At 65.6% G+C, this 24,267-nt stretch carries 28 protein-coding genes; 17 read left to right on the top strand and 11 right to left on the bottom strand.

Going from position 1 to position 24,267, the window contains the following annotated elements; all coding sequences use genetic code 11:
- Positions 1-38 precede the first annotated feature (38 nt).
- The 3 genes from AB3X95_RS14315 to AB3X95_RS14325 all read right to left on the bottom strand — a co-directional run bounded on the left by AB3X95_RS14315 (position 39) and on the right by AB3X95_RS14325 (position 1,748).
- On the bottom strand, positions 39-887 hold the full coding sequence (locus AB3X95_RS14315; protein WP_176120201.1) for a helix-turn-helix domain-containing protein: 849 nt from the start codon (positions 885-887) through the stop codon (positions 39-41).
- 172 nt (positions 888-1,059) lie between these two features.
- The gene (locus AB3X95_RS14320; protein ID WP_176120202.1) at positions 1,060-1,362 is read right to left on the bottom strand and encodes an addiction module antidote protein; all 303 of its coding nucleotides are present in this window, start codon (positions 1,360-1,362) and stop codon (positions 1,060-1,062) included.
- A complete protein-coding gene (locus AB3X95_RS14325; protein WP_368621647.1) occupies positions 1,359-1,748 on the bottom strand; it encodes a type II toxin-antitoxin system RelE/ParE family toxin in 390 nt (129 codons plus the stop codon). Before AB3X95_RS14325 ends, AB3X95_RS14320 begins: the two co-directional genes overlap by 4 nt.
- 258 nt (positions 1,749-2,006) lie before the next feature.
- Between AB3X95_RS14325 and AB3X95_RS14330 the strand changes: the two genes are divergently transcribed.
- The 6 genes from AB3X95_RS14330 to AB3X95_RS14355 all read left to right on the top strand — a co-directional run bounded on the left by AB3X95_RS14330 (position 2,007) and on the right by AB3X95_RS14355 (position 4,489).
- Entirely contained in the window at positions 2,007-2,375 is a 369-nt protein-coding gene (locus AB3X95_RS14330; RefSeq protein ID WP_368621648.1) for a nuclear transport factor 2 family protein, read from the top strand.
- A 22-nt stretch (positions 2,376-2,397) separates the two neighbouring features.
- Complete coding sequence (locus AB3X95_RS14335) at positions 2,398-2,679, top strand: hypothetical protein (protein WP_176120204.1); 282 nt, start codon at positions 2,398-2,400, stop codon at positions 2,677-2,679.
- A 62-nt stretch (positions 2,680-2,741) separates the two neighbouring features.
- A complete protein-coding gene (locus AB3X95_RS14340) occupies positions 2,742-3,212 on the top strand; it encodes an RbsD/FucU domain-containing protein (RefSeq protein ID WP_176106544.1) in 471 nt (156 codons plus the stop codon).
- Positions 3,209-3,616, top strand: coding sequence for a VOC family protein (locus AB3X95_RS14345; protein ID WP_368621649.1), 408 nt, complete (start codon positions 3,209-3,211; stop codon positions 3,614-3,616). The genes AB3X95_RS14340 and AB3X95_RS14345 overlap by 4 nt, the downstream gene beginning before the upstream one ends.
- Before the next feature lie 103 nt (positions 3,617-3,719).
- On the top strand, positions 3,720-4,154 hold the full coding sequence (locus tag AB3X95_RS14350; protein ID WP_176120206.1) for a DoxX family protein: 435 nt from the start codon (positions 3,720-3,722) through the stop codon (positions 4,152-4,154).
- 62 nt (positions 4,155-4,216) lie between these two features.
- A complete protein-coding gene (locus AB3X95_RS14355; protein ID WP_176120431.1) occupies positions 4,217-4,489 on the top strand; it encodes a hypothetical protein in 273 nt (90 codons plus the stop codon).
- 22 nt (positions 4,490-4,511) lie between these two features.
- Here the strand turns inward: AB3X95_RS14355 and AB3X95_RS14360 are convergent, their stop codons facing one another.
- Positions 4,512-5,972, bottom strand: a complete 1,461-nt coding sequence (locus AB3X95_RS14360) for an MFS transporter (RefSeq protein ID WP_184225110.1) — start codon at positions 5,970-5,972, stop codon at positions 4,512-4,514.
- 160 nt (positions 5,973-6,132) lie between these two features.
- Positions 6,133-7,434 carry an MFS transporter gene (locus AB3X95_RS14365; RefSeq protein WP_368621650.1) on the bottom strand — a complete coding sequence of 434 codons (1,302 nt, stop codon included), beginning with the start codon at positions 7,432-7,434 and terminating at the stop codon, positions 6,133-6,135.
- 292 nt (positions 7,435-7,726) lie between these two features.
- On the opposite strand from AB3X95_RS14365, the gene AB3X95_RS14370 reads away from it, so the two are divergent.
- The 7 genes from AB3X95_RS14370 to AB3X95_RS14400 all read left to right on the top strand — a co-directional run bounded on the left by AB3X95_RS14370 (position 7,727) and on the right by AB3X95_RS14400 (position 13,595).
- A complete protein-coding gene (locus AB3X95_RS14370; protein ID WP_368621651.1) occupies positions 7,727-8,434 on the top strand; it encodes a response regulator transcription factor in 708 nt (235 codons plus the stop codon).
- Positions 8,435-8,659: 225 nt separating this feature from the next.
- Positions 8,660-9,616 (top strand): 4-hydroxyproline epimerase, encoded by a 957-nt coding sequence (locus AB3X95_RS14375; RefSeq protein WP_368621652.1) that lies wholly within the window; start codon positions 8,660-8,662, stop codon positions 9,614-9,616.
- Complete coding sequence (locus tag AB3X95_RS14380; protein WP_368621653.1) at positions 9,613-10,764, top strand: NAD(P)/FAD-dependent oxidoreductase; 1,152 nt, start codon at positions 9,613-9,615, stop codon at positions 10,762-10,764. Before AB3X95_RS14375 ends, AB3X95_RS14380 begins: the two co-directional genes overlap by 4 nt.
- Entirely contained in the window at positions 10,757-11,032 is a 276-nt protein-coding gene (locus AB3X95_RS14385; RefSeq protein ID WP_368621654.1) for a (2Fe-2S)-binding protein, read from the top strand. The genes AB3X95_RS14380 and AB3X95_RS14385 overlap by 8 nt, the downstream gene beginning before the upstream one ends.
- Positions 11,029-12,321, top strand: a complete 1,293-nt coding sequence (locus AB3X95_RS14390) for an FAD-dependent oxidoreductase (RefSeq protein WP_368621655.1) — start codon at positions 11,029-11,031, stop codon at positions 12,319-12,321. Before AB3X95_RS14385 ends, AB3X95_RS14390 begins: the two co-directional genes overlap by 4 nt.
- 159 nt (positions 12,322-12,480) lie before the next feature.
- Entirely contained in the window at positions 12,481-13,248 is a 768-nt protein-coding gene (locus AB3X95_RS14395; RefSeq protein ID WP_176120213.1) for an AraC family transcriptional regulator, read from the top strand.
- A gap of 17 nt (positions 13,249-13,265) precedes the next feature.
- A complete protein-coding gene (locus AB3X95_RS14400; protein WP_176120214.1) occupies positions 13,266-13,595 on the top strand; it encodes a hypothetical protein in 330 nt (109 codons plus the stop codon).
- Positions 13,596-13,667: 72 nt separating this feature from the next.
- Here the strand turns inward: AB3X95_RS14400 and AB3X95_RS14405 are convergent, their stop codons facing one another.
- The 3 genes from AB3X95_RS14405 to AB3X95_RS14415 form a co-directional block, all read right to left on the bottom strand.
- Positions 13,668-13,922, bottom strand: coding sequence for a hypothetical protein (locus AB3X95_RS14405; protein ID WP_176106533.1), 255 nt, complete (start codon positions 13,920-13,922; stop codon positions 13,668-13,670).
- Between the two features lie 153 nt (positions 13,923-14,075).
- Complete coding sequence (locus tag AB3X95_RS14410; RefSeq protein WP_176106532.1) at positions 14,076-14,408, bottom strand: hypothetical protein; 333 nt, start codon at positions 14,406-14,408, stop codon at positions 14,076-14,078.
- A 203-nt stretch (positions 14,409-14,611) separates the two neighbouring features.
- Positions 14,612-16,504 (bottom strand): bifunctional sugar phosphate isomerase/epimerase/4-hydroxyphenylpyruvate dioxygenase family protein, encoded by a 1,893-nt coding sequence (locus AB3X95_RS14415; protein ID WP_176120216.1) that lies wholly within the window; start codon positions 16,502-16,504, stop codon positions 14,612-14,614.
- A 319-nt stretch (positions 16,505-16,823) separates the two neighbouring features.
- Between AB3X95_RS14415 and aroQ the strand changes: the two genes are divergently transcribed.
- From aroQ to AB3X95_RS14430, 3 genes are read left to right on the top strand one after another with little or no spacing between them, the layout of a single operon-like run.
- Positions 16,824-17,279 carry a type II 3-dehydroquinate dehydratase gene (gene aroQ / locus AB3X95_RS14420; RefSeq protein WP_176106530.1) on the top strand — a complete coding sequence of 152 codons (456 nt, stop codon included), beginning with the start codon at positions 16,824-16,826 and terminating at the stop codon, positions 17,277-17,279.
- A complete protein-coding gene (locus tag AB3X95_RS14425; RefSeq protein WP_368621656.1) occupies positions 17,276-18,226 on the top strand; it encodes a shikimate dehydrogenase in 951 nt (316 codons plus the stop codon). Before aroQ ends, AB3X95_RS14425 begins: the two co-directional genes overlap by 4 nt.
- A 50-nt stretch (positions 18,227-18,276) precedes the next feature.
- Entirely contained in the window at positions 18,277-19,644 is a 1,368-nt protein-coding gene (locus tag AB3X95_RS14430) for an MFS transporter (protein ID WP_176120218.1), read from the top strand.
- Between the two features lie 112 nt (positions 19,645-19,756).
- Here AB3X95_RS14430 and AB3X95_RS14435 read toward each other — a convergent pair whose 3' ends face one another.
- The 3 genes from AB3X95_RS14435 to AB3X95_RS14445 form a co-directional block, all read right to left on the bottom strand.
- Positions 19,757-20,512 carry a TetR/AcrR family transcriptional regulator gene (locus AB3X95_RS14435; RefSeq protein WP_176120219.1) on the bottom strand — a complete coding sequence of 252 codons (756 nt, stop codon included), beginning with the start codon at positions 20,510-20,512 and terminating at the stop codon, positions 19,757-19,759.
- Positions 20,513-20,617: 105 nt separating this feature from the next.
- Complete coding sequence (locus AB3X95_RS14440) at positions 20,618-21,907, bottom strand: NAD(P)/FAD-dependent oxidoreductase (RefSeq protein WP_368621657.1); 1,290 nt, start codon at positions 21,905-21,907, stop codon at positions 20,618-20,620.
- A gap of 107 nt (positions 21,908-22,014) precedes the next feature.
- Positions 22,015-22,947, bottom strand: coding sequence for a dihydrodipicolinate synthase family protein (locus tag AB3X95_RS14445; protein ID WP_176120221.1), 933 nt, complete (start codon positions 22,945-22,947; stop codon positions 22,015-22,017).
- Between the two features lie 159 nt (positions 22,948-23,106).
- On the opposite strand from AB3X95_RS14445, the gene AB3X95_RS14450 reads away from it, so the two are divergent.
- Positions 23,107-24,060: a LysR family transcriptional regulator gene (locus AB3X95_RS14450; RefSeq protein ID WP_184225102.1), complete on the top strand. Its 954-nt coding sequence runs from the start codon at positions 23,107-23,109 to the stop codon at positions 24,058-24,060.
- Positions 24,061-24,267: the final 207 nt, after the last annotated feature.

Below are 24,267 nucleotides of genomic sequence, written 5' to 3' on the forward strand. Positions count from 1 at the left end.
TTGTTCGTGGTGAGTCGGGGGACCGGGTACGCGGCGGACTAGTCGCGCTGGTGTTCGGCAAACTCGCGCAGCGCGGCCGCGGTTTGCTGATCCGCCGGAAAGAACGCCTCGATAGCGAGTTCCGACAGCGTAACGTCAACCGGCGTGCCGAACACCGTGGTAGTGCTGAAAAACGACAACACGCCAAGCGGCGTGCGCAGCCGCAATGGCACGGCGATCTGGTTGAGGACTGCGTCGTCCGGCATCGACGCGTCTGCATCAGGCGGCGCGGGATAGCCGGCCAGTTCGTCGCGCAGAGCGCTCAGCGTGTCGTCGCCGCTGACGTCGATCTGCCGTTGCAGCCGGGCCAGCACATGCTCGCGCCATGCATGCCAGTTGACGATCGACGCCGCGATGCCTTGCGGATGCAGGCTCAGTCGCAGCGCGTTGACCGGCGGCTTCAGCAGTTCGGGACTCGCGCCGCTCAACAACGGCGCAAGCGCATTGTTGGTCGCGACGATGGTCCAATGCCGGTCGATCGCGAGGGCCGGGTAGGGCTCGTGTCCCTTGAGCACCAGTTCGACGGCTTCGCGCGCGGCGGAGAGCTGCGGGTCGGAGAGCGGACGTTCGCGAAACAGCGGCGCGTAGCCGGCCGCTACGAGCAGGGCATTGCGCGCACGCAACGGCACGTCGAGACGCTCGGCGAGATGCATGACCATTTCCCGGCTCGGTAGCGCGCGCCCCGATTCGACAAAGCTCAGATGGCGCGTCGAAATGTCAGCCTCCGTGGCGAGCAGCAGCTGACTCATGCGCCGCCGTTGCCGCCATTCGCGGAGAAGTTCGCCGACCGCCCGAGTGCCTCTCGACGGGGATGACGGAGCCGTTTGTGCGATAGAGAGTGTGTTCATGCCACCGATGATAGCCAAAGCGTGCAAGCAATCGATTACCTAAGAGGTAATGCCCCGCCAGTTTCAACCAACGCGATGCGCGGCCGATACCGTCGATTCGCGCCAACTATTGCACCTGCCTCGGCCGCCACGCGCGAATTCGGGCGACACCGTGGCCGGCGCGGCGCCCCGCTCAGGCGGCGGCCATGCGCAGCGGCACGGCGGTGAATTTGACGCCGATCGCACTCGCCAGCTTGAGGACCGTGTCCATGCGTGGCTTGGAGCCGGGCGCGAGTGTCTTGTACAGGCTTTCGCGGCCCAGGCCCGCTGCCGCGGCGATCTTCGTGATGCCGCGTGCCTTGGCGATGTCCGCAATGGCGGCGAGCAGCAGATCGGAGTCGCCCTGGTCGAGCGCGGCGTTCAGATAGGCCGCGACCATTTCGTCGTTGTCGAGGTACTTCGATGCGTCGAAGCGTGCCGTTTTGATCTTGCTCATGACCGTTCCTTTCTGATGGTTGCCCACATTGTTCCGGCATGCCTGATATCGGCCTGCTGCGTGGACTTGTGACCCCCGCACAGCAGCAGATACATCATGCGCCCCTCGCGCGCGTAGTAGACCCGGTAACCCGGGCCGCAATCGATGCGCATCTCGAACACGCCGTTTTCCAGCAACTTCGCGTCGCCGAAAAGCCCGCGCTCCGCGCGCCGGATTCGCACGAGAATTTGCGCCTTCGCCTTGAGGTCGGTGAGGCCGTGAAGCCAACGATCGAACTCTTCGGTGCAGTTGATCGTGCATACGCGCGGTGTTTCGATCTGCGGATGATTGTATCCCCGAGGATACGGTCGTGCAAGCGAAAAAAGTGTCTCGATAAAGCGGTCCAAGCCGTCCTCCTCTTCATTGCATTGCCCGCCTCGCGGTGTCATCGGCAGGCTTCGTGAGGTTAGCGATGCGAAGGGTTCTTGACGACTCGGCCGAATGGCCTATTTGGCGTGAAGGACAGTGAAAGACGCTGCATCCGCTTGATTACCTCTCACGTAATCGACGCAATGCACGCGAACCGTCAATCTTCACTCCGAGCCCGCCGCATGCGATGCGTATGACGCGCGAAGTGCTCAGTCCTGCCAATCGAGGAGTTTGAGATGAATGCACATACCGATCTGATCGACCGTTATTTCGATACCTGGAACGAGACCGATGGCGCGCGTCGTCGCGAGTTGATCGCGGCCACGTGGAGCGCCGACGCCGAATATCGCGACCCGCTGCTGGCGGGGGCGGGCCACGATGGCATCGACGCGATGATCCGCGCGGTGCACGAGCGTTTTCCGCATCACACGTTTCGCCGCACGACCGACGTCGACGGCTTCGCGAATCGTCTGCGCTTCTCGTGGGCACTGACGACGCCCGCCGGCGAGGCGATCGTGAAGGGCTCGGACTTCGGCGTGGTGGACGCGCATGGACGCTTGCAAGCGGTCACCGGATTCCTCGACGAAACCCCCGGCGCCGCCTGAGGCGCTTTTCACGGAGACGATCATGCACGACCCCGCCGCCGCCAGGCCCGCACAAGTCCATCTCGCGTTGCTGCGCGTCGCGGCCGCGCTCCATGCGGTATCGAGCGCGATCGCCGGTTTTGCGCTGCTCGGCGGCGCGCGGGCGTTCATGTTCATCGCACTGTTCGGTTGGCGCGAGCCGGTGCTCGGCGGCGCGGGGCTCGTGCTGCTCGCCGTGGTCGGATGGCTACGCTGGCAATGCGGTGCGAGCGCAGCGCCGCAAGACCCGCGACGCGCTTGCTACAATCGATCGTCGTGCGGATGATTGCGTGACACGCACGACTTCACCGCCGCGGCATGTTCCCAACCGAACGACCAGGAGACCTCGTGCTGAAAAATCTGGACCCGCTGCTGAACGCCGATATCCTGCACGCGCTGCGCTCAATGGGCCACGGCGACGAGCTCGTGATCTGCGACGCCAACTTCCCGGCCGACGCGGTCGCGCGCGAGACCGTGCTCGGCAGGCCGCTGCGCCTCGACGGCGTCAGTTCGCCGCGCGCGATCCGCGCGGTGCTGTCGGTGCTGCCGCTCGACACCTTCATCGAGCATCCCGCCTCGCGCATGGAAGTCGTGGGCGAGCCGCACGCGATTCCCGCGGTGCAGCGCGAAGCGCAAGCCGAAGTCAATGCGGGCGAGGGGCGCGAGGTGCCCTTCGTGTCGATCGAGCGCTTCGCGTTTTACGAGCGTGCGCGCCGCGCATACTGCGTGATCGCGACAGGCGAAGAGCGCGGCTATGGTTGCTTCGTGTTCACGAAGGGCGTGTTGCTCGCGCCGGACGCGCCGCACGCACAACCATGAGCTTCCAGCTAGACAGTCTCGATCATCTCGTTCTGAACGTCGCGGACGTCGAAGTGAGCGCGGCGTGGTACGCGCGGATGCTCGGCATGCGACGCACCGAGTTCATGTCGCGCAGCGGCATGCGCGTGGCGATGACCTACGGCAACCAGAAGATCAATCTGCGTCCCGCGTCGGCCGACAGCGTCGTCTGGTTCACGTCGCGCGAGGCGGTGCCGGGCACGGCGGACCTGTGCTTCGTGACCACCGCGAGCCCGGACGAGGTCAAGGCGCACTGGCTCGCACAAGGCGTAGCGATCGAGGAGGGGCCGGTGGAGCGCGACGGCGCGCGCGGCAAGATGACCTCGGTGTATTGCCGCGATCCGGACGGCAACCTGATCGAGGTCGCCACCTATCCACCGGGCTGAGCGGGCTTGGAAATCGTCGCCATTGCACATATGCTCAGGGGCGAGGCGGGGAACTGAGCCCGTCTATTCGGGTCTGCTGCTTATTCATTACAGGAGTCCCCCCATGTCGCGTCCCGTCGATTTCGGCATTATTTTCATCGCCCGTCTTGCGCTTTCCGTGCTGTTCCTGTGGAGCGGGGTGATGAAGCTGCTGGGCTATGCGGGCTTCGTCGGCTACCTGCATTCGAAGGGCGTGCCGTTCGTGCAGATCGCCGCGCCGATCGCAACCGCGGTCGAGGTGCTCGGCGGCCTGCTGCTCGTGGTCGGCTTCAAGGTGCGACCGCTCGCGCTGATCATGGCGGTGTATACGGTCGCGACGGCGGTGCTCGGCCACGACTTCTGGAATATCACCGACCCTGCGTTGCAGCACGACATGGTGATTCATTTCTGGAAGAACATCGGAATCGCGGGCGGTTTTCTGCTGCTGTTCGTCACCGGCGCGGGGCGTCTGAGTATCGACAACGCGCGCGCGCCGCGCAGCGGACTCAGCGGCCTGTAGGGCGCGGCCCGCATCCTGCTACCAGCAGGGTTTCCAATCGGCGCCAATCAAGGGAGCAGATGATGATTCAGAACTTCGAGCAAATGATCGGCGGCAAGATGACACAACTGTGCGCGAGTCTCGGCGAAGGGGCGACGCCGCATCGCGTGATCATCAGCCTCGCCGATTCTGCGAAGACGCTGGTGGTTCTGGATGCGTCCGGATTCATCGGCACGCTGAAGGCGGAGATCGGGGACCCGGAGAAACTGGTCGCCGATGCGATCGCCAAGGCGCGCGACGAAGGCCTGATCGAGCGCGCAATCGATACCGGCACGATTCAGGAGGCGTCGCTGTAGGCGCCTGCGTTACACACACCGTTTACTTACTCGCGGCTCTCGCCCCGCGCCCAGACGATGCCGTCGCGTGCGGCTCAGGATGCACGAAACACGCAAGCACGAGACCCAGCACCAGCAATCCCACCGAAATCGCCGTCGCCGCCTGCATCCCCGGCACGATCTGGGTCGCGGCGGCGCCGCCCGCGAGCGCACCGAACGCCGCCACGCCCACTGCGCCGCCGGCCTGGCGCGCCGTGTTCAATACCGCCGACGCCGTGCCCGCGCGCCGCGCTTCGGTCGATGCGAGCACCGCCGTGGTCATCGCGGGCACCGCGAGTCCCATGCCCGACGGAATCAGCAAAAACGGCAGCAGCAGGCCAATCAGCGGCGTGTCGGCATCGACCAGATGCAGCAGGCCGTAGCCGAGACCGGCCGTGATCGCACCGAGGATCATCGGCACGCGCACCCCGAGGCGGCCGATCACCCAGCCGCTCGCGACGTTCGAGATCAGGAAGCCGCCCGTCAGCGGCAGGAACGCGAGGCCCGCCTGCAGCGGCGTGTAGCCGCGCACACGCTGCAGGTAGAGGCTCAGCACGAACACCATGCCGTAATACGTCAGGTTCACGCAGATGCCGAATAGCACCGCGGCGCTGAACGTGCGCGTGCCGAACAGCGACAGCGGCAGCATCGGGCTCGCGACACGCGCTTCGACGAACACGAACGCGACCGCCGCCAGCAGCGCCAGCACGAAGCCGCCGGCGACCAGCGGATGCGCAAGCCCGAGCGGCCGCCATTCGATCACCGCGGCGACGAACGCGGTCAGCGCGACGATCGCGAGACACTGGCCGCCGAGATCGATGCCGCGCGGTATCGCGCCGGTGTTGCCGCGAGCGGCGGCGGGCGCGCCGCGCTGCGCGGTTTGCGGACGCGGAATCCACAGCAGCGTCGCGAGCAGGCCCGCCGCACAGATCGGCAGATTGACGAGGAAGATGCTGCGCCAGCCGAACGCGGCGATCAGCAGACCGCCGGCCACCGGCCCGGCGGCGATCGAAATCGCGCCGGACGCGGTCCACAGGCCGACCGCGCGCGCCCGCAGCTTCGGTTCGTGGCCGAACGACTGATTGAGCAGCGCGAGCGAATTCGGCAGCATCGCGGCCGCGCCGATGCCTTGCACCGCGCGTGCGGCGACGAGCATCGGGGCGTCGAGCGCGAGTCCGCAGGCCAGCGACGCGAGCGCGAACAGCACGATTCCGCACGCATACATGCGCCGCGCGCCGAAGCGGTCGCCGAGCGCGCCGGCCGATAGCATCAGCACGGCGAACGCGAGCGTGTACGCATCGACGACCCATTGCAGTCCCGCGACGTTCGCGTGCAGATCCGCGCCGATTCGTGGCAGCGCGATATTGACGATGGTCACGTCGAGTTGCGTGACCACGAAGCCGACGCTGACGGTCGCGAGAACGCGGCCGAGGGCGGGCGAAAAGGAGGGTGTGGATGAGTTCATGACTGCATCGTATGCCCGATGCAGCGTGCCACGTTTCGGTGTGGCGTGAAGTATGGATGTCGCCCGTGCGAGCGACGGCGCGTCGAAGGCCGCGCCGTCGCGCAGCGCCTCGTCGACGCGCTGGATGCGGATCGACGAAGCGAGCTCCGGCGTCGGCTCCTCAACGCCCCTGCGGCGCGTCCTTGATGAACAGCGTAGTCAGCGCGCCCAGCACGCAGATCGCCGCGACATACAGCGGCGCGGCCAGCGGGTTCGACTTCATCATCAGCGACACGGCGATCGGCGTCAGACCGCCGAACACCGCGTACGCGACGTTGTACGAGAACGAAATGCCCGAGAAGCGCACCACCGGCGGGAATCCGCGGACCATCACGAGCGGAATCGCGCCGATCACGCCGACGAACAGCCCGGCCAGTGCATACAGCGGCACGAGCAGGGACGTGTCGACGGCCAACTGGCGAAACATCACGTAGTACGTGATTGCAAGCGCAACGCCGCCGACGAAAATCGTGCGACCCGCGCCAATGCGGCCGGCGATCGAACCCGCCATCACGCAGCCGATCGTCAGGCACAGCGTCGCGACACAGTTCGCGAGCAGGGCGGTGGCCGGCTCGATGTGGAATTGTTTTTGCAGCAGCGTCGGCGTCATCAGGATCACGACGACGATCGCCGCCGACAGCATCCACGTGAGCAGCATCGACACGACCACCGCGCGGCCGTGATCGCGCAGTACGGCCTTCAGCGGCACTTCCGCGGCGATCGCCTTGCGCTGTTTCAGCTCGGCGAACACCGGCGTCTCGTGCAGCCAGCGGCGCAGATACACCGAGAACATGCCGAACACGCCGCCGATGAGGAACGGAATGCGCCAAGCAAACTCGGAAATATCGGCGGGCGTGAAATGGCGATTGACCGCGGACGCGATCAGCGAGCCGAGCAGAATGCCGGCCGTGAGGCCGGCCGTCAGCGTGCCGCACGCATAGCCGACGTGCCGCCCGGGCACATGCTCGGACACGAACACCCATGCGCCCGGCACTTCGCCGCCGACCGCCGCGCCCTGCATCACCCGGAACAGCAGCAGCAGCACCGGCGCGAGCACGCCGATGCTCGCGTAAGTGGGCATCAGGCCCATCAGCAGCGTCGGCACCGACATCAGCAGCACGCTCAGCGTGAACATCCGCTTGCGGCCGAACAGGTCGCCGAAGTGCGCCATGATGATGCCGCCGAGCGGCCGCGCCAGATAACCGGCCGCGAAGATGCCGAAGGTCTGCACCTGACGCAGCCAGTCCGGCATCGCCGCCGGGAAGAACAGCTGGCCGATCGCGGGCGCGAAGAAGACGAAGATGATGAAGTCGTAGAACTCGAGCGCTCCGCCGAGCGCGGCGAGACCGAGTGTCTTGTAGTCGCTGTGCCCAAGCGGGCGTGGGGTGACAGCCTGCGCTCCACCCAGATTTGTTGCTTGCATTGCCATATCTTTCGTTGAATTGGGAGCCACGCGGGTCACGCGTGGACATATGGCGGTCGTCGGGCGAGAAGTGTGGCAAGCGCTGGGTAGAGCACGGAACACGGGCGCGCCGTCCGGATAGGGCGGGCGCGCTGACGACGGAGGCCGGCGCGGATTTTACAGGATGAAAGCGGAAGTGCCGCGGAAGCGCCCAATTGAGCGAAGAAAGCGCGGAAATTAGGAATGCTCCGAAGGGAGGGATCGGGGTGCGTCCCGGAGAATGACCCGCTAGTCCTTATCGAGAGTCCATTCCATGCGCGTAGCTGTCCTTCAGCGTGACCCGGTCATGCGTCGGTCCATTGAATCAATGCTGGTGAGAGCCGGCCATTTCTGCGCGGCGTATGACGACGGCCGCGCGATGTCGAAATCGCTCGTGCACTCCACGATGGATCTGCTGGTACTCGACTGGCAGGATACGCGGCCCGCCGGCGCGGACCTGTTGCGCTCGATGCGCGTCGTGGCAGGCGAGCACGTGCCGATCATGTTCGTGTCGAACGACAGATCGGAGGAAAGCATGGTGCGCGCGCTCGCTGGCGGTGCCGACGAATACCTCGCGTTGCCGTTGCGGGACGCCGAGTTTCGCGCGCGAGTCGCGGCGCTGCTGCGGCGCGCTTACCCGGTGAGCTTCAGCGCCGCGACCTGCTTCGAGATCGGCCCTTACCGCTTCGACACGGTCCGCCGGGCCGTCGCGCTGCGCGGCAAGCCGGTGCCGTTGTCACCCACGCAGTACCGGATCGCGGTGCTGCTCTTTTCCAACATCGATCGCGTGATGTCGCGCGATCATATCTTCGCGATGGTGTGGGGCCGCGAGCTGCGCGAATACACGCGGACCATCGACAGTCACGTGTCGCGGCTGCGTCTGTCGCTCGCGATCGAGCCGCGTAATGGTTTCCGGCTGCAGCCTATATACAGGAGTGGCTACCGCTTGCTGCGGGTCGGCGACCCTGTGCTCGGGGGGTGAAGATTTGCAGTCGGCCGGGTATATGCTGAAATCCGCGTTATAGGCTGTTGGGCTGGCCAGTGGCGTTCGGTGCCGTGTCCGGAGTGATGTTTGTCGACGCCGATACCCAATAGCGGGACGTTCCGCGCGCCGCGCGCGCGGCGGATCAAGCATCGTCCCGGTATGCCGAAATCGTCTCAATCCGCGCGCACGCGCACCAAGACCCACCCGCCCGCGATTCCTACCATGGGCGACATGAAAACCCTCAACATCATCGACTCGCACACCGGCGGTGAGCCTACCCGCCTCGTGGTGTCGGGTGGCCCGGACCTGGGCGGCGGCACGCTCGCGCAACGGCTCGACGTTTTCCGCGCCCGCTTCGACGACTGGCGCGCCGGCATCGTCACCGAACCGCGCGGCTCGGACGTGGTGGTCGGCGCGCTGCTCTGCGAGCCCGACGATCCGGGCTGCGCGGCCGGCGTGATCTTCTTCAACAACGTCGGCTATCTCGGCATGTGCGGGCACGGCACGATCGGGCTCGTCGTGTCGCTCGCGCACATGGGGCGGATCGGGCCGGGACGGCACCGGATCGAAACGCCAGTCGGCGTGGTCGAGGCGGCGCTGAACGAAGACGGCGGCGTCGCAGTGCGCAACGTGCCCGCGTATCGCCACCGCAAGGCCGTGCAGGTCGACGTGCCTGGCTATGGCGTGCTGACCGGCGACATCGGCTGGGGCGGCAACTGGTTTTTCCTCGTCGCCGAGCATGGCCAAGAGCTGGAAGCCGCGAACATCGCGAGCCTGACCGCTTTCAGCTCGGCGATTCGCGACGCGCTGATCGCACAGAACATCACCGGCGCGAACGGCGCGCTGATCGACCATATCGAGCTGTTCGGACCCGGCTCGCGCGAGGGCCTCGACAGCCGCAGCTTCGTGCTGTGTCCGGGCAATGCGTACGACCGCTCGCCGTGTGGCACCGGCACCAGCGCGAAGGTCGCGTGTCTCGCGGCCGACGGCAAGCTCGCCGAAGGCGCGGTGTGGCGCCAGGAGAGCATCATCGGCAGCGTGTTCGAGGCGAGCTATCGCGCCGCGGGCGACGGCGTCCATGTGATTCCGACCATCACCGGTCACGCGCACGTCATGGCCGAGGGGCGTCTGTGTTTCGATGAGCGCGATCCGTTCGCGTGGGGTATCCGGACCGCATGAGCCCGGACGCGCTGATCATCGGAGCGGGTATCGTCGGTGCCGCGTGCGCGGCGGAACTGGCCGCGCTCGGCATGCGCGTCGACGTGCTCGACGCGCAGCGCATCGGCGGCGGCGCGACGGCGGCCGGCATGGGCCACATCGTCGTGATGAACGACTCGCCCGCCGAATTCGCACTGAGCCGCTATTCGCGCGAGCTGTGGCTCGAACTCGCGCCGCAGCTGCGCGCGCGTGACGCGTTCGCGCGCTGCGGCACACTGTGGGTCGCAGCCGACGACGAAGAATGGCAAGCCGCGCGCGCAATGCATGCGGCGTTTGGAAGCCAAGGCGTCGCCGCGCAACTGGTGGACTCGGCCGGGTTGCGCGCCTGCGAACCGGCGCTCGCACCATCGATGGCCGGCGGCTTGCGCATCGAGCACGACAGCATCGTGTATGCGCCGACCACTGCCGAATGGCTGCTCACCCAATCGCCGCACGCGGCGAATATCAGCGTGCGGCTCGGCGCGCAGGTCATGTCGATCGATGCAGGCGGTGTGACGCTGGCGAGCGGCGAGTGCATCAGCGCGGCGCACGTGGTCGTCGCGAACGGCCTCGGCGCGGCCCAACTGCTACCGTCGCTGCCGATGCAGCCGAAGAAAGGCCATCTGCTCATCACCGACCGCTACCCGGGGCTGATCCGTCATCAACTGCTGGAGCTCGGCTACATCAAGAGCGCACATCACGCGACCGGCACGTCGGTCGCGTTCAACGCGCAGCCGCGTCCGACCGGGCAATTGCTGATCGGCTCGTCGCGCCAATTCGAAACGACCGATCCCGCCGTCGAGATGCCCGTGCTCGCGCAGATGCTGCAACGCGCAGCGCTGTATCTGCCGGCGTTGCCGACGCTCAGCGGCATCCGCGCGTGGACGGGCTTTCGTGCGGCGTCGCCGGACGGCCTGCCGCTGATCGGACCGGCCGGCGAGTTTGCGCCCGAACTTGGCTCTGATTCCACGTCCCGCGTGTGGCTTGCGGTCGGTCACGAAGGGCTTGGCGTGACGACCTCGCTCGCGACCGCGAAACTGCTCGCCGCGCAGATCGCGGGCCACGCCGCGCCGATTCCGTTCGAACCTTATCTGCCGGTCCGTTTTGCTGAACAGGTGGCCCATGACTAACCCTGACGCGGCTAGCATCCGATTGACGGTCGACGGTTGCAGCATCGAAGTGAAGCCCGGCACGATCGTGGCCGCAGCGCTCGCTATTGCGGGTATCCGCGGCTCGCGTCTGTCGGTCAAAGGCGAGCCGCGCGCCGCGCTGTGCGGGATGGGCGTGTGCCAGGAGTGCCGCGTGACGATCGACGGTCGCTCGCACGTGCTCGCGTGCCAGACGCAGTGCCGCGACGGCCAGCGCGTGCAGACACGAAACGGGACAGTACACGCATGACGCGGCACTTCGACATCGTGGTGATCGGCGGTGGTCCGGCCGGGCTCAATGCCGCGCGAGCGGCGGCGCAGGCAGGCGCGACGGTCGCGCAGATCGATGACAACCCGCGCGCCGGCGGCCAGATCTGGCGCCAGGGGCCCGGCTATCCGCCGCAAGCGCCGCTGCATGCATTGCTCGCGGCGTTGCTATCGCAGCGAAACGTCACTTACTGGCCAGCGACGCGCGTGATCGCGCCGCTCGGCGCTCAAGCTTTGTTGCTCGAATCCGCCGAACAAGGCGGCGTGTCGATCACCTACGACAGGCTGATTCTTGCGACCGGCGCGCGCGAGCGTCTTCTGCCGTTTCGCGGCTGGACCTTGCCCGGCGTGACCGGCGCGGGCGCATTGCAGGCGCTGATCAAAGGCGGCATGCCGGTGCGCGGCGAACGCATCGTAATCGCCGGTAGCGGCCCGCTGCTGATGGCGGCGCTCGCCACCGCGCGAGAGGCCGGCGCGCATGTGATCGCGGTGGTCGAGCAGGCATCGGCGGCGAAGGTCGCGCGGTTCGGCGTGTCGCTGCTGCGCGAGCCTGCGAAGCTGCGTCAGGCGATCAGTCTCACGCGCGGCTTCGCGGGACTGCGCTACTGGAGCGGCAGCATCGTGCGCGAAGCCCGCGGCGCCGAGCGCGTTGAGCAGGTGACGATCCGGCGCGGCGAGCGCGACGTGACGCTCGATTGCGAGCGCGTCGCGTGCGGCTACGGACTGCTGCCGAACGTCACGCTTGCCCAAGCGCTCGGCTGCACGATCAACGACGCGGGCGAAATCGCCGTCGACGCTGGACAGCGCACCTCGCTCGAGCGCGTTTATGCGGCGGGCGAGTGCACGGGCGTGGGCGGCGCGGAACTCGCTTGCGCGGAAGGCGAGATCGCCGGTCTCGTGGCGAGCGGCGCGGTGGCTACCCAACGCGCCGCACTGGCGGCGCTCGTTACGCAGCGCGCGCGCTGGCGGGGCTTTGGCGCGCGCGTCGCGGCGTCGTTCGCATTGGGCGAGGCGGCTCGCACGCCGCCTGCCGATGCGACGCTGCTGTGCCGTTGCGAGGACGTGAGCGTCGGCGAGGTGCGCCGCTGCGCCGACTGGCGTGACGCGAAGCTGCAGACGCGCTGCGGCATGGGCCCTTGCCAGGGGCGCATCTGCGGCGCGGCCGCGAGCCTGTACTTCGGCTGGCCGGCCGCCGCGCCGCGTCCGCCATTCAGCCCGGCGCAAATTGGCACGCTGATGAGCGCCGCCGAGCCGCCGACAGCGGCGCTGTGACGGCTGCGCGCTTACCCTCGACAGATATTGGCAGGCGGCGCGCGGCTCTATAATCGATCGCTATCGACTGCACGATCAGGCTGCGCGGCCGCACCGGCGCAGTAATCCGCGAAGGCAACCCAACGCAATCAACCAGGCACGCACCAACGGAACCGCACGATGAACACGCTGGCTCATCCGCTCGAACCGGACGATACGACGCTGTCCGGCATGCTGTCGCATTTCAGGTTGCTCGAGCCGGTATTCGATGCAATGCCGGATGTCGTGTTCTTCGTGAAGGACGCGGACGCGCGCTACGCGCTCGTCAATCGCACGCTCGCTTCGCGTTGCGGCTTCAAGGAAAAGGCGGCGCTGCTCGGCAAGACCGCGGAAGACGTGTTTCCGCGCCGCTTCGGGCGCATCTATACCGCGCAGGACAAGGCGATCATCGGCGTCGGCAACCAGATGCTCGATCAGCTCGAATTGCATCTGTATCCGGGCCGTCAACCGGGCTGGTGCCTGACCTGCAAACAGCCGTTGCGCGATGCGAGCGGCAAGGTGGTTGGCCTTGCCGGCATCTCCCGCGATCTGAAAGCCGACGAAAGCAGCCACCCGGCCTACAGCCGGCTTGCGGCCGTCGTGCGGTCGATCCAGGAGAATTACGTGCAGCCGCTGAACCTGAAGCAGCTTGCGGCGATGGCGGACATGTCGGTCGCGCAGCTGGAGCGCTACTTTCACAAGGTGTTTCATCTGACGCCGCGCCAGGTGCTCCTGAAAACGCGACTCGATGCGGCGACCGCGCTGCTGGTTTCGCATGACAAGGTCACCGACGTCGCCGCGCGTTGCGGCTACACCGATCACAGTGCGTTCACGCGGCAATTCAAGGCGACCGTCGGCGTCACACCAACCGAATACCGGATGTTGCTGCACGGCACGCTGCGCGGCTGAGCGGCGTCGGGCGTGTCATGGCCGGTCGCGGACATCACTATTACGTGTACGTCGTCGCGCTCGACGACAAGGTGTGGAGCGAGGCGCGCTTTCGTCGCGCGAATCCCGATTACCATTTCGACAAGCCGTGCGTGTACGTCGGTATGACCGGGCTCGACCCGGACCTGCGCTTCGATCGGCACAAGGCAGGCGTTCAGGCGAATCGATATGTGCGCGACTACGGCTTGCGTCTGATGCCCGAACTATACGAAGTGTTCAACCCGATGCCTTACCGCGGCGCGCAGGATATGGAAGTGGAGCTGGCGATCGGGTTGCGCGAGGCGGGATATGGGGTGTGGCAGGCTTGAGAGGCCGGAATGAAAAAGGCCGCGGTAACGTCGATCGTCGCCGCGGCCTCAAATCGTTACGATGGTCGTGCTTTACTTCACCCCAAGCCCCCGCAACACCGCATTACCCTCGGACGTCAGGCGGATATGCTGCGTGCCCGCGTCGTTCGAAACGGTCTCGACGAGACCTGCTTCGTAAAGCTGCGGAATTTCGGGTTTTGCGGATGCATCGATCGGTGCGTGCAACAGCAGCAGCAGCGTCGCGAGTTCGTGATGGCTCAACAGACGGCGCAGGATAGTGGGCCGCTTGGCCGGCGTTTCGTTGGTATTCGGTTCGGGCTGGTTCATGGAGCGCACCTCGTGCGGGGACATGTCCGGGGATGTTGCGGACGAAGTCTTAAACGATTCTTAAGACTCCATTGTCCTGTAACACCGTGACATGAACGTTGCAATGGGTCAGGTTCCGGCCCCCGCAACTTCTCCTTTATGCGCCACCAAGCCTTATGGCGCGCAGGTCTTGGCTGCCGATTCGATCCACAGATTGCTTACATGACGCTTGCCCGCATAGAAACGGTAAGTTGTCGCGCCATTGTCGCTTCGAACCTTGATGATGTTCGAGTCGCCGAAATCGAGCATCTGGCCTTGCGGGATGCCGGTCGACTTGAACGCGGCGTTGTGGTGATTGGCCAACTGCGTCAGACAGGCGACCACGTCGTCGACGGAGCGCTGCGTCGTCGTGTCCGTGACGGGTTCGCCGGAATCGGGGTCTTTCTGGAAATACGCGCAAGCGTTGAGAAGCAGCGAAAGGGACAGGACTGCAGCGAACTTCTTCATATCTCTCCTGGCGTTGATTCGGCGATTCGGCCGCGGGTCCAAGCGTCGAGCGGGCTGGACCCCAAAACAGCCGCCATTATATCGAGACGGCGAACCTGACCGACCTGGGCCGCAAATCGCGTGCCTGAAACACCAAATCCGTATCGTCGCGGCGACTTTCCAATGACGAAGCCGCCGCCGTGCCTGGGGTGTCTGCCTGCCCGTTACTTGCGCCGCTGCGCCTGCGCCGCGAGCCGCACCGCCGCATTGGCCGCGCCGTAGCCGTCATAACCACCGCGCCGCTCGACGATTTCGAGGAAGAAGCGCTGGTCGAGTTGCTCCGTATAAGCGTGGAAGAACTCGCCGCCGCGTTCGTCGCGGTCGTACAGGATATTGTTCGCGCGCATCGCTTCGAGCAGCGTGTCGGAAAGCGCGTAGCGGGCCGCGAGGTCGTCGTAGTAATTGCGCGGAATGCGCAGGATCGGCACGCCGTCGGCGACGAATTCGGGGATCGCGCTGAAGATGTCGCCGGTACTGAAAGCGACGTGGTTCAGTCCCGAGCCGTGATAAGTGTGCAGCGCCTCGGCCACCGCCGTGTGGCGATCCACCGACGCATTCAGCGCGATACGCACCGAGCCGTCGGCGCTGCGCAGCGCGCGGCTGCGCACGAGGCCGTACGGATCGGGCACGAGCACCCCCGGCTCGGCCTGGAAGCCGAACGCGGTGCGCAAAAACAGCACCCACGTGTCGAGCGCACTCGCCGGCACGGACAGGCATACGTGATCGATGCGCTCGAGCGGTCCCACCTCGGTCGGCCCGTTGATGTCAGTCAGCACGAAATCGGCTTCGAACAGCGTGGGCTGATCCGGCGTTTCGTCGACGAAATAGTTGAGGCTGCCGTCCGGTGCCTGCACGGCCGGCAGCACGCGCTCGTTCGGCCCGATCTGGCCGGAGAACGGCGAGTAGCCAAAGCCGGCGGCGCGCTCGAACGCCTGGCTCGCGTCGTCGACGCGAAACGCCGATGCGCACAGCGATAAGCCGTGCTGCTGAAAAAACGCGTTCGCGAACGAATCGGGCTCTGCGTTCAGCACGATCGATGCCGCGCCGTGCTGATACAGCGTTACGTCCTTCGAACGATGCTGGCCGGCCTGGCGAAAGCGCAGCTTGCCGAGCCAGTCGGCGAGTTGCGCGCGGGTAGTGTGATCGACCGCGAATTCGAGGAACTGATAGCCGACGTGCGCGGGTGCGGCGGCCGAGCGGTACAGCTCGCCCGTCGTTTTCTGCGGTTGCTGCTGCTCTTCGAGCAGCGCGCGAGTTTGCTCTTCGAGGAACAACAGCGAGCGATGGCCATCGGCGGCCGTAATCGTGGTGGGGGCGGCGCGAAAGCCGTCGTTGAAGATTTCCAGCGAGAGCGGGCCCTTGTAGCCGGCTTTGACGACCTGCGCGGTGAAGTTCGCGAGGTCGAAGTCGCCCTGGCCGGGGAAGCAGCGGTAGTGGCGGCTCCATTCGAGCACGTCCATCGCGAGCTTCGGCGCGTCCGCGATCTGCACGAACGCGATGCGCTCGCCGGGAATGTCGGCGATCGCATCGGGCGTGTCGTTCAGCGAAAGCGTATGAAAGCTGTCGAGCACGAGCCCGAGACTCGGATGGTTCACGGCGTCGACGAGTTTCCACGCGTGGCGGTAGGTCTTCACGTGCTTGCCCCAGGCGAGCGCCTCGTAACCGGCGATCACGCCGGCCGCTTCGGCCGCGCGCGCCAGCGAGCCCAACTGGTCGATCATCAGCGAGTCGTCGCAGATCGTCTCGGGCGACACGTTGCTGCACACGAGGATGCGGTCCGTGCCGAGCTCATGCATCACGTCGAACTTGCGCTTCGCACGGTCGAGATTGCGCTCGAGCCGTTCAGGACTGACGCCGTCGAAATCGCGAAACGGCTGGAACAGCATGATCTTCAGGCCGAGGTCGTCGGCGATGCGGCGCACGTCGGCCGGCGAGCCGTCGAAATACAGCAGGTCGTTCTCGAAGATTTCGACACCTTCGAAGCCCGCCGCGCGGATCGCGCTCAGCTTCTCGACTAGGGTGCCGCTAATCGACACGGTGGCTATCGAACGTTGCATGAACGGCTCCTGCAAAGACGGACAAACGAAGGGGAAACAAGGAGACAAACCGCTGCGGCGCGCCTATGGGCGCTGCCTGTCGGGCTTGCTGCAGTGCGCAAAATGAGCGAGTTCGTTACGCACTGCAGCAAGACGCAGACCAGAATACCCCACACTAGCCGGCGAGTTTCGACAGTCTATACAAACTAACTAGATGGTACAAATTCGTAGAAACCCCGAATGACGGTGACGGCCGATGAGCGCACACTTCGCCATGCGTCGAAGAACCGTCGCGAGTGCCGCGGTTCGAGTCGCGCTTTATTTTGTGGGAGTCGTTGTCATGAGCTTTGCCTCCGTACTGGTCCTGAACGGACCGAACCTCAATCTGCTGGGCACGCGCGAGCCGGCCATCTATGGCTCGGAAACGCTCGACGACGTCGCGAAGCTGTGCCGCGACGCGGGCGAGCGCCTCGACCTCGCGATCGACTTCTGCCAGTCGAACGCCGAGCATCAACTGATCGACTGGCTGCACGCGGCGCGCACCAAGGTCGACGGCATCGTGATCAATCCGGCCGCGTACACGCACACGTCAGTCGCGATCGCCGACGCGCTGACGGCGATCGAAAAGCCCGTCGTCGAGGTGCATATTTCGAACGTGCATCGGCGCGAAGCGTTCCGGCATCACTCATACGTGTCGGCGGTGGCGGACGCGATCATCGTCGGCTGCGGCACGCAGGGCTATGTGCTCGCGCTGGAACGGATGGCGACGATTCTTAAGAATAGGGCGGCCAAATGAACACTCAAGCGAACACTCAAGCGAACACTCAGGAAAAGCCCCGGACCGACGCGCAGATCGCCGCGTTGGCCAATGCGCAGGCGAGTTTGCGGGCCACGCCCCAGTCCTTTCTGGTCGGACTGATCGGCTCGGGCATCAGCGGTTCGCTCACGCCCGCAATGCACGAGGAAGAGGGCAGCAAACTTGGTCTGCATTACGTGTACCGACGCATCGATCTGGATGCGCAGAAGCTCGATACCGCCGCGCTGCCGGAGCTGCTGACCGCGGCCGAACGGATGGGTTACAACGGCCTGAACATCACCTATCCGTGCAAGCAGGCGGTGATTCCGCTGCTCGATGAACTGTCCGACGACGCCCGCGCGCTCGGCGCGGTCAACACCGTGCTGTTCAAGGACGGCAAGCGTATCGGTCACAACACCGACTGGTCCGGTTTCGCGCGCGCGTTTCAGCGCGGCCTGCCGGACGTGTCGCTGGAACGCGTCGTGCAACTGGGCGCCGGCGGCGCCGGCGCGGCGGTCGCGCACGCGGCGCTGAACATGGGCGCGCAGTCGCTGACGCTGTTCGACGTCGATGCCGCCCGCGCGCAATCGCTCGCCGACGAATTGCAGGCGCGTTTCCCGAAAGCCAAGGTCAGCGCGGGCACCTCGCTCGAAGAATCGCTCGCCGCCGCCCAAGGGCTGATTCACGCGACGCCGACCGGCATGGCCAAAATGCCCGGCCTGCCGCTGCCGGCCGAATTGCTGCACCGCGACCTATGGGTTGCCGACATCGTCTATTTCCCGATTCGCACGGCGCTGCTGCAGGCAGCCGAGGCGCTCGGCTGCCGCACGCTGAGCGGCGGCGGCATGGCGGTCTACCAGGCGGTCGACGCGATGCGCATTTTTACGGGGCTCGAGCCGGACGCCGAGCGCGTCTACACCCATTTTCAATCGCTGTTGCAACGCTAACCGGCCGCGTAGAGACCGGCATCCAAGCTGATCGAGGAGACCAGTACGACATGACGCAATCGTTCCAATCCAGTTCCGCGGGCTCGCCCGCGCAGAGCAAGTCGGCCAGCCCCGCGCGCCGTTCGAAAGCCCGTTATCAGATCCTCGGACTGCTCGCAGTCGGCACGATGATCAACTATCTCGACCGCACCATTCTGGGCATCGCCGCGCCGCAGTTGACGAAGGAGCTTGGCATCAACGCCGCGCTGATGGGCCTGCTGTTCTCCGTGTTTTCATGGAGCTACGTGGCTTCGCAGATTCCGGGCGGCCTGTTTCTCGACCGCTTCGGCAGCAAGCTCACGTACTTCCTGTCGATGACGTTCTGGTCCCTGTGCACGCTCGCGCAGGGGCTCGTGGGTGGCATCGCCGGCCTGTTCGCGTTCCGTCTCGGCCTTGGCGTTTCGGAAGCACCGTGCTTCCCGACCAATAGCCGCGTGGTCGCCACGTGGTTTCCCCAAAGCGAACGCGCGATGGCGACCGGCACCTACACGGTCGGCGAATATATCGGCCTCGCGTTTTTCAGCCCGTTCCTGTTCATGCTGATGGGCGCGTTTGGGTGGCGCTCGCTGTTTCTCGTGGTCGGCGGCGTCGGTATCGCGTTTGGCGTGGTGTGGTGGCTGATGTATCGCGAGCCGCGCGATCATCCGTCGGCGAATCAGGAAGAGCTCGACTATATCGAGGCGGGCGGCGGTCTCACGCAACGCCACAAGGACGTCGCGGGTGCGGCCGATACGGCGGCATCGAAGACGAGCGGCTTTCAATGGCGCACGATCGGCCAACTGCTCAAGCATCGTCAGCTGACCGGCATCTGCCTCGGCCAGTTCGCGGGCAATTCGACGCTGGTATTTTTCCTTACGTGGTTCCCGACGTATCTCGCCACCGAGCGTCACATGGCGTGGCTGAAGATCGGCTTCTTCGCGATCATGCCGTTCATTGCCGCGTCGATCGGCGTGATGTTCGGCGGCGTGTTCTCCGACTGGCTGCTGCGTCGTGGCAAGTCCCCGAACGTCGCGCGCAAACTGCCGATCATCGCCGGTCTGCTGCTCGCGTCGACGATCATTCTCGCCAACTATGTCGAGAGCAACGTGGTCGTGATCGCGATTCTGTCGGTGGCATTCTTTGCGCAAGGTATGGCCGCGCTCGGCTGGACGCTGGTGTCGGATATCGCGCCCGAGGGCCTGCTTGGCGTGACCGGCGGCATCTTCAACTTCGCCGCGAATCTGGCGGGTATCGTGACCCCGCTGGTGGTGGGCCTGATCGTCGCGGCGACCGGTTCGTTCGTCGGTGCGCTGGTGTTCATCGGTGTCATCGCGTTGATCGGCGCGCTGTCGTATATCTTCATCGTCGGCGATATCAAGCGGATCGTGCTGGCGGATTGAGGCTTCCTGTTGAGACGTCGCTTCAGGTGACGGGTGTCGAAGCGAAAAAAACGGGATGTGGTGAAAGCCACATCCCGTTTTTCATTTTCAGCCGGTCGCTACGCAAGCGGCCTCAATCGTCCTTCTTCACGAACCGCAAGATCGCATCGACGATCATCGCCCGATGCCTCGCGCGCAATCGAGGATGCGACGGATCGCGCCCGAACGCGGTGCCGAACGTATGCCGGTTGCCCACGCGATGAAAGCACAGCGAACTGATCATCAGATGCAGATCGATCGGATCGATGTCGCTGCGGAACTGGCCGGACGCGATGCCGCGCGCGAGCAGATCCTCGATCGTGTGAATCACAGTGACGTTGCGTCCTTTGAACGTCTTGACCTGCTCGACGTACTTCGCGCCGTGAATGTTTTCGATGGTCACGAGGCGCACGAAGTCGCGCTGCCGGTCGTGGTAGTCGAACGTGAATTCGACCAGCGCGCGCATGCCCTCGACCGGATCGAGTTCGCTGATGTGCAGATCCTGTTCGAGCGCGCGAATGTCTCCATACACCTTTTCGAGCACCGCCTGGTACAACCCTTCCTTGCTGCCGAAGTAGTAGTACAGCATGCGCTTGGTGGTGTTCGTGCGTTCCGCGATCGCGTCGACGCGTGCGCCCGTCAGTCCCATCGCGGAGAACTCCTGGGTCGCGACGTCGAGGATGTTGCGCTTCGTCTGCTCGGGATCGTATTTGCGTGGGGCGTCCGCACGCCGGGCTTCGACACGCCGGGCGTCGGCTCGCTTGGTGTCGGTACGTCGCGCGTCGGCGTGCGGTGCGCCGGACACGATGCCGTTGGTATCAGGCTCGGCGGCCTTGCTTCCCTTTTTCATTGTGGTTTCGAGCGGCAGTGACGGCGCATTCTAGCATGGCGAAATGGGCCTCTGGCGCGGGTCTCGGGCATCGGTGCAGGTATTTCGGAGGGGCCTGGGTGGCGCTTACGCGACCGGTCGCGCGGGCCGGCGGCGCGCGGCGAGGGCGTCGCGTGTTTGCATCGCGGTGTACGTGAGCTGGGCGGCCGCGAGACCGAGCGCGCCGTATGTGCGCGTGAGGCCGAAGCTCGCGAATGCATCGGGTACCGGCCGTTCACCGCAGATCGCCGCGGCCAGCAGTTCACCTGACACCGTGGTCGGCGCCATGCCGTGTCCGCCGAAACCGACCGCGTACCAGACGCCGTCCGTGCTTTGGCCGATCTGCGGCATCTTGTGCCGCGCGTAGCTCATCAGCCCGCCCCACGCATGCCCGATGCGTACGTCGCGCAGCTGCGGATAGACCTTCAGCAGGTCCTGCCGCAACAGACGCACGATCGCCTCGGGCTCGCGATCGCGCACCGAGATGCGGCCGCCCCACAGGATGCGGGTGTCGGGCAGCGGCCGGTAGTAGTCGAATGCGAAGCGGGTGTCGTAGACCGCGGCGCGCGTCGCGATCGCGTCGTGCAAGCGTTCGCCGAGCGGCTCGGTCGCCATCACATAGGTGGCGATGGGCAGCACCGCGCGCTCGACGCGCGCGTACACGTTGCGCGCATAGCCGCCGCCCGCCATCACGACATGACGCGCGTCGAGCGCGCCTTGCGGTGTTTCTACGACGAAGCCCGCGCCGTCGCGCCGCAAGCCGACGACAGCCGAGCGCTCGTGGATCGTCACGCCCGCTTGCGCGGCCGCCGCGGCGACGCCGACGACGTACTTGAGCGGATGAAAATGGAACGCGTTGCGCTCGAACAGTCCGCCGTGATAGCGGTTCGTTTTCAGTTGCGCGGCGAGTTCGTCGGCAGCGATGGGTTCCCAGTCGACGCCGAACGAATCGCGCATCAGACGCCGTTGCGCTTCGAGACGTGCCGGTTCGTCGAACCAGTTCGCGAGGATCACCCCGGCATCGGTTGCGTCGCAATCGATCCGATAGCGCGTAATGCGTTTGCGCATCAGCTCGACCGCGTCGGTGGTCAGCGCATAGAGTTCACGCGCGCGTGTCGGGCCGAGCGTCTTCAGCAGGTCGGCGCAATCGAGGCTATAGCCGCCGAACACGAAGCCGCCGTTGCGTCCCGATGCGCCGAAGCCAACCTGCTGCGCCTCGAGCACGACGACGTCTTCGACGCCGCGCTCGGCGAGTCCCAACGCGGTGGAGAGTCCCGCGAGCCCGCCGCCGATGATGCAGACGTGCGCGCTGCGTCGACCGTTGAGCGGCGCATAGGCCGAGGAGCGGGTGACGGTGGCTTCGTAGAAACTTTGCATGGGGCGCGAGCTCGTGGACACGCCCTAGGTTAGCGGCAATCGCGTGTCGGCGTCCAGCCCGCGGAAGCCCGCACGTCGGCGGGCGCCCCGCTGCATTTAAACGTGTGTTATCGACCCCAGCGCAACACCAGCGGATCGAGCCGGCGCGCGATCTTCAACAGCCCTTCGCGCGTCGCCGGATGCATCTGCGGCAGCGGATGACGCACCGCGTCCGAAGCGATCACGCCGCCTTCCTTCATCAGCGCCTTGCACGATGCGAGGCCGCCCTGGCGGTTCTCGTAGTTGATCAGCGGCAGCCACTGCTGATAGTGCGCGGCGGCGGCCTCGGTATCGCCGGCCGCATACGCATCGATGATCAGGCGGATGCCATCGGCATAACCGCCGCCCGTCATCGAGCCGGTCGCGCCAGCATCGAGATCGGCCATCAGCGTGATCGCTTCCTCGCCGTCCCACGGACCGACGATCGCGTCGCCGCCCAGTTCGATCAGCTCGCGCAGCTTGTTGGCGGCCTGCGGCGTTTCGATCTTGAAGTACGACACGTTGTCGATCTCGCGCGCCATGCGGGCGAGGAACGGCGCGGACAACGGCGTGCCGCTGACCGGCGCATCCTGGATCATGATCGGAATCTGGATCGCATCGGACACCGTGCGATAGAACTCGTAGATGCCGCGTTCGCCGATGCGGATCGTCGCGCCGTGATACGGCGGCATCACCATCACCATCGCGGCGCCCGCGGCCTGCGCGGCGCGGCTGCGCTCTGCGCACTGGTACGAGCTGAAGTGCGTGGTAGTGACGATCACCGGCACGCGGCCCGCGACGTGTTCGAGCGCGACATGCATCAATGTGCTGCGCTCGTCGTCGGACAGCGCGAACTGCTCGGAGAAGTTCGCGAGAATGCACAGGCCGTTCGAGCCGGCATCGATCATGAAATCGAGGCAGCGCTTCTGGCCTTCGAGATCGAGGCGGCCGGCGTCGTCGAAGATCGTCGGCACGACGGGGAAGACGCCGCGCAGGGCAGGGGAGTGTGACGCTTGGCTCATGGCGATGTGGTCCGTGCTGGGATGGAAGGATTGCGCTCGAGCCCGCGAACGAGCGGCGCAACTGGATGAATGTCTCCTGCGCCGACTATACGGCGCCGGGCCTCGCAGGTATATTGAATTGTTTCCATATCGTGATCGCTTTTGCGACTCACCCGCACAATGAAAGACACGCTCAACGTCCTGCTGTCGAAGCTGCGCATGAAGCAGCTGCATCTGCTGATCGCGCTCGACGATCACAAATCGCTGCACAAAGCGGCCGGCGTGATGTCGATGACGCAATCGGCGGCGAGCAAGGCGCTGCAGGAGCTCGAATCGATGCTCGACGCGCCGCTTTTCGAGCGCTCGAAAAGCGGCATGATCCCGAACCAGCTCGGCCATTGCGTGATCCGCTATGCGCGCGTCGTGACGTCGGACCTCACCGCGCTGTGTCAGGACGTCGCGGAAATACGTTCGGGGCGTGGCGGGCGGCTCGCGCTCGGCGCGATCATGGGCGCGATTCCCGACTGCGTGGTGCCCGCGCTGAACCAGTTGCATGCGGCGCAACCGGGTCTGTCGATCGAGGTGGTCGAAGACACCAGCGCGCGGATGCTCGCGCAGCTCGACGACGGCCGGCTCGATCTGGTGGTCGGCCGCGCGGCGGTCGCGGCCGATCCGTCGAAGTATCAGTATCGTCCGCTCGGCGACGAGCCGTTGGCGGTGGTGGTCGGGTATCAGCATGCGCCGTTGCCGCGTCGCGAGATGACGTTGAGCGAGCTCGGCGGGCATCGCTGGGTCATGTATCCGTCACATATGCCGCTGCATGCGCTGCTCGAACGCGAGTTGGATCTCGCCGGCCTCGACATGCCCGACAATCCGATTTCGACGGCTTCCACTTTCGTGACAGTCGCGCTGCTGCAAAGCAGCGCCGAACTCGTTTCGCTGCTGCCGAGCGCGATTGCCGGGCCGTTCGTGCGGCACAAGATGCTGCGCGTCGTGCCGGTCAGGCTCAAATCGCCATCGCAGACATTCGGCATCGTCACGCGCAAGGGCGGCGTGCTGTCGCCGCCGGCGGAGCGGTTCATCGCGCTATTGCGCGCGCAGACACAACCGACGCAGACGAAAACACGAGCTTAGCCGCAGCGCCACCGGCTGCTCGGCCGTTCGCCCGGTTGCCGGTAAGAATGCCAGCCAAAAAGCGACTTTATTTCGGCAAGGGCCGCCAGAGACGGCAAAACCGCCCGAAAAGGCGGTTTGGTATTCGGGTGAAAAGACCTTCAATATCTCATGCCGGTTCGCGTTTTGTCATTCGACGCCAGCGGGTGTTGTAGCCGCGACACTGTC

Origin of the sequence: Paraburkholderia sp. BR13444 (genome assembly GCF_040948755.1) — a bacterium.
GTDB lineage: Bacteria > Pseudomonadota > Gammaproteobacteria > Burkholderiales > Burkholderiaceae > Paraburkholderia > Paraburkholderia youngii.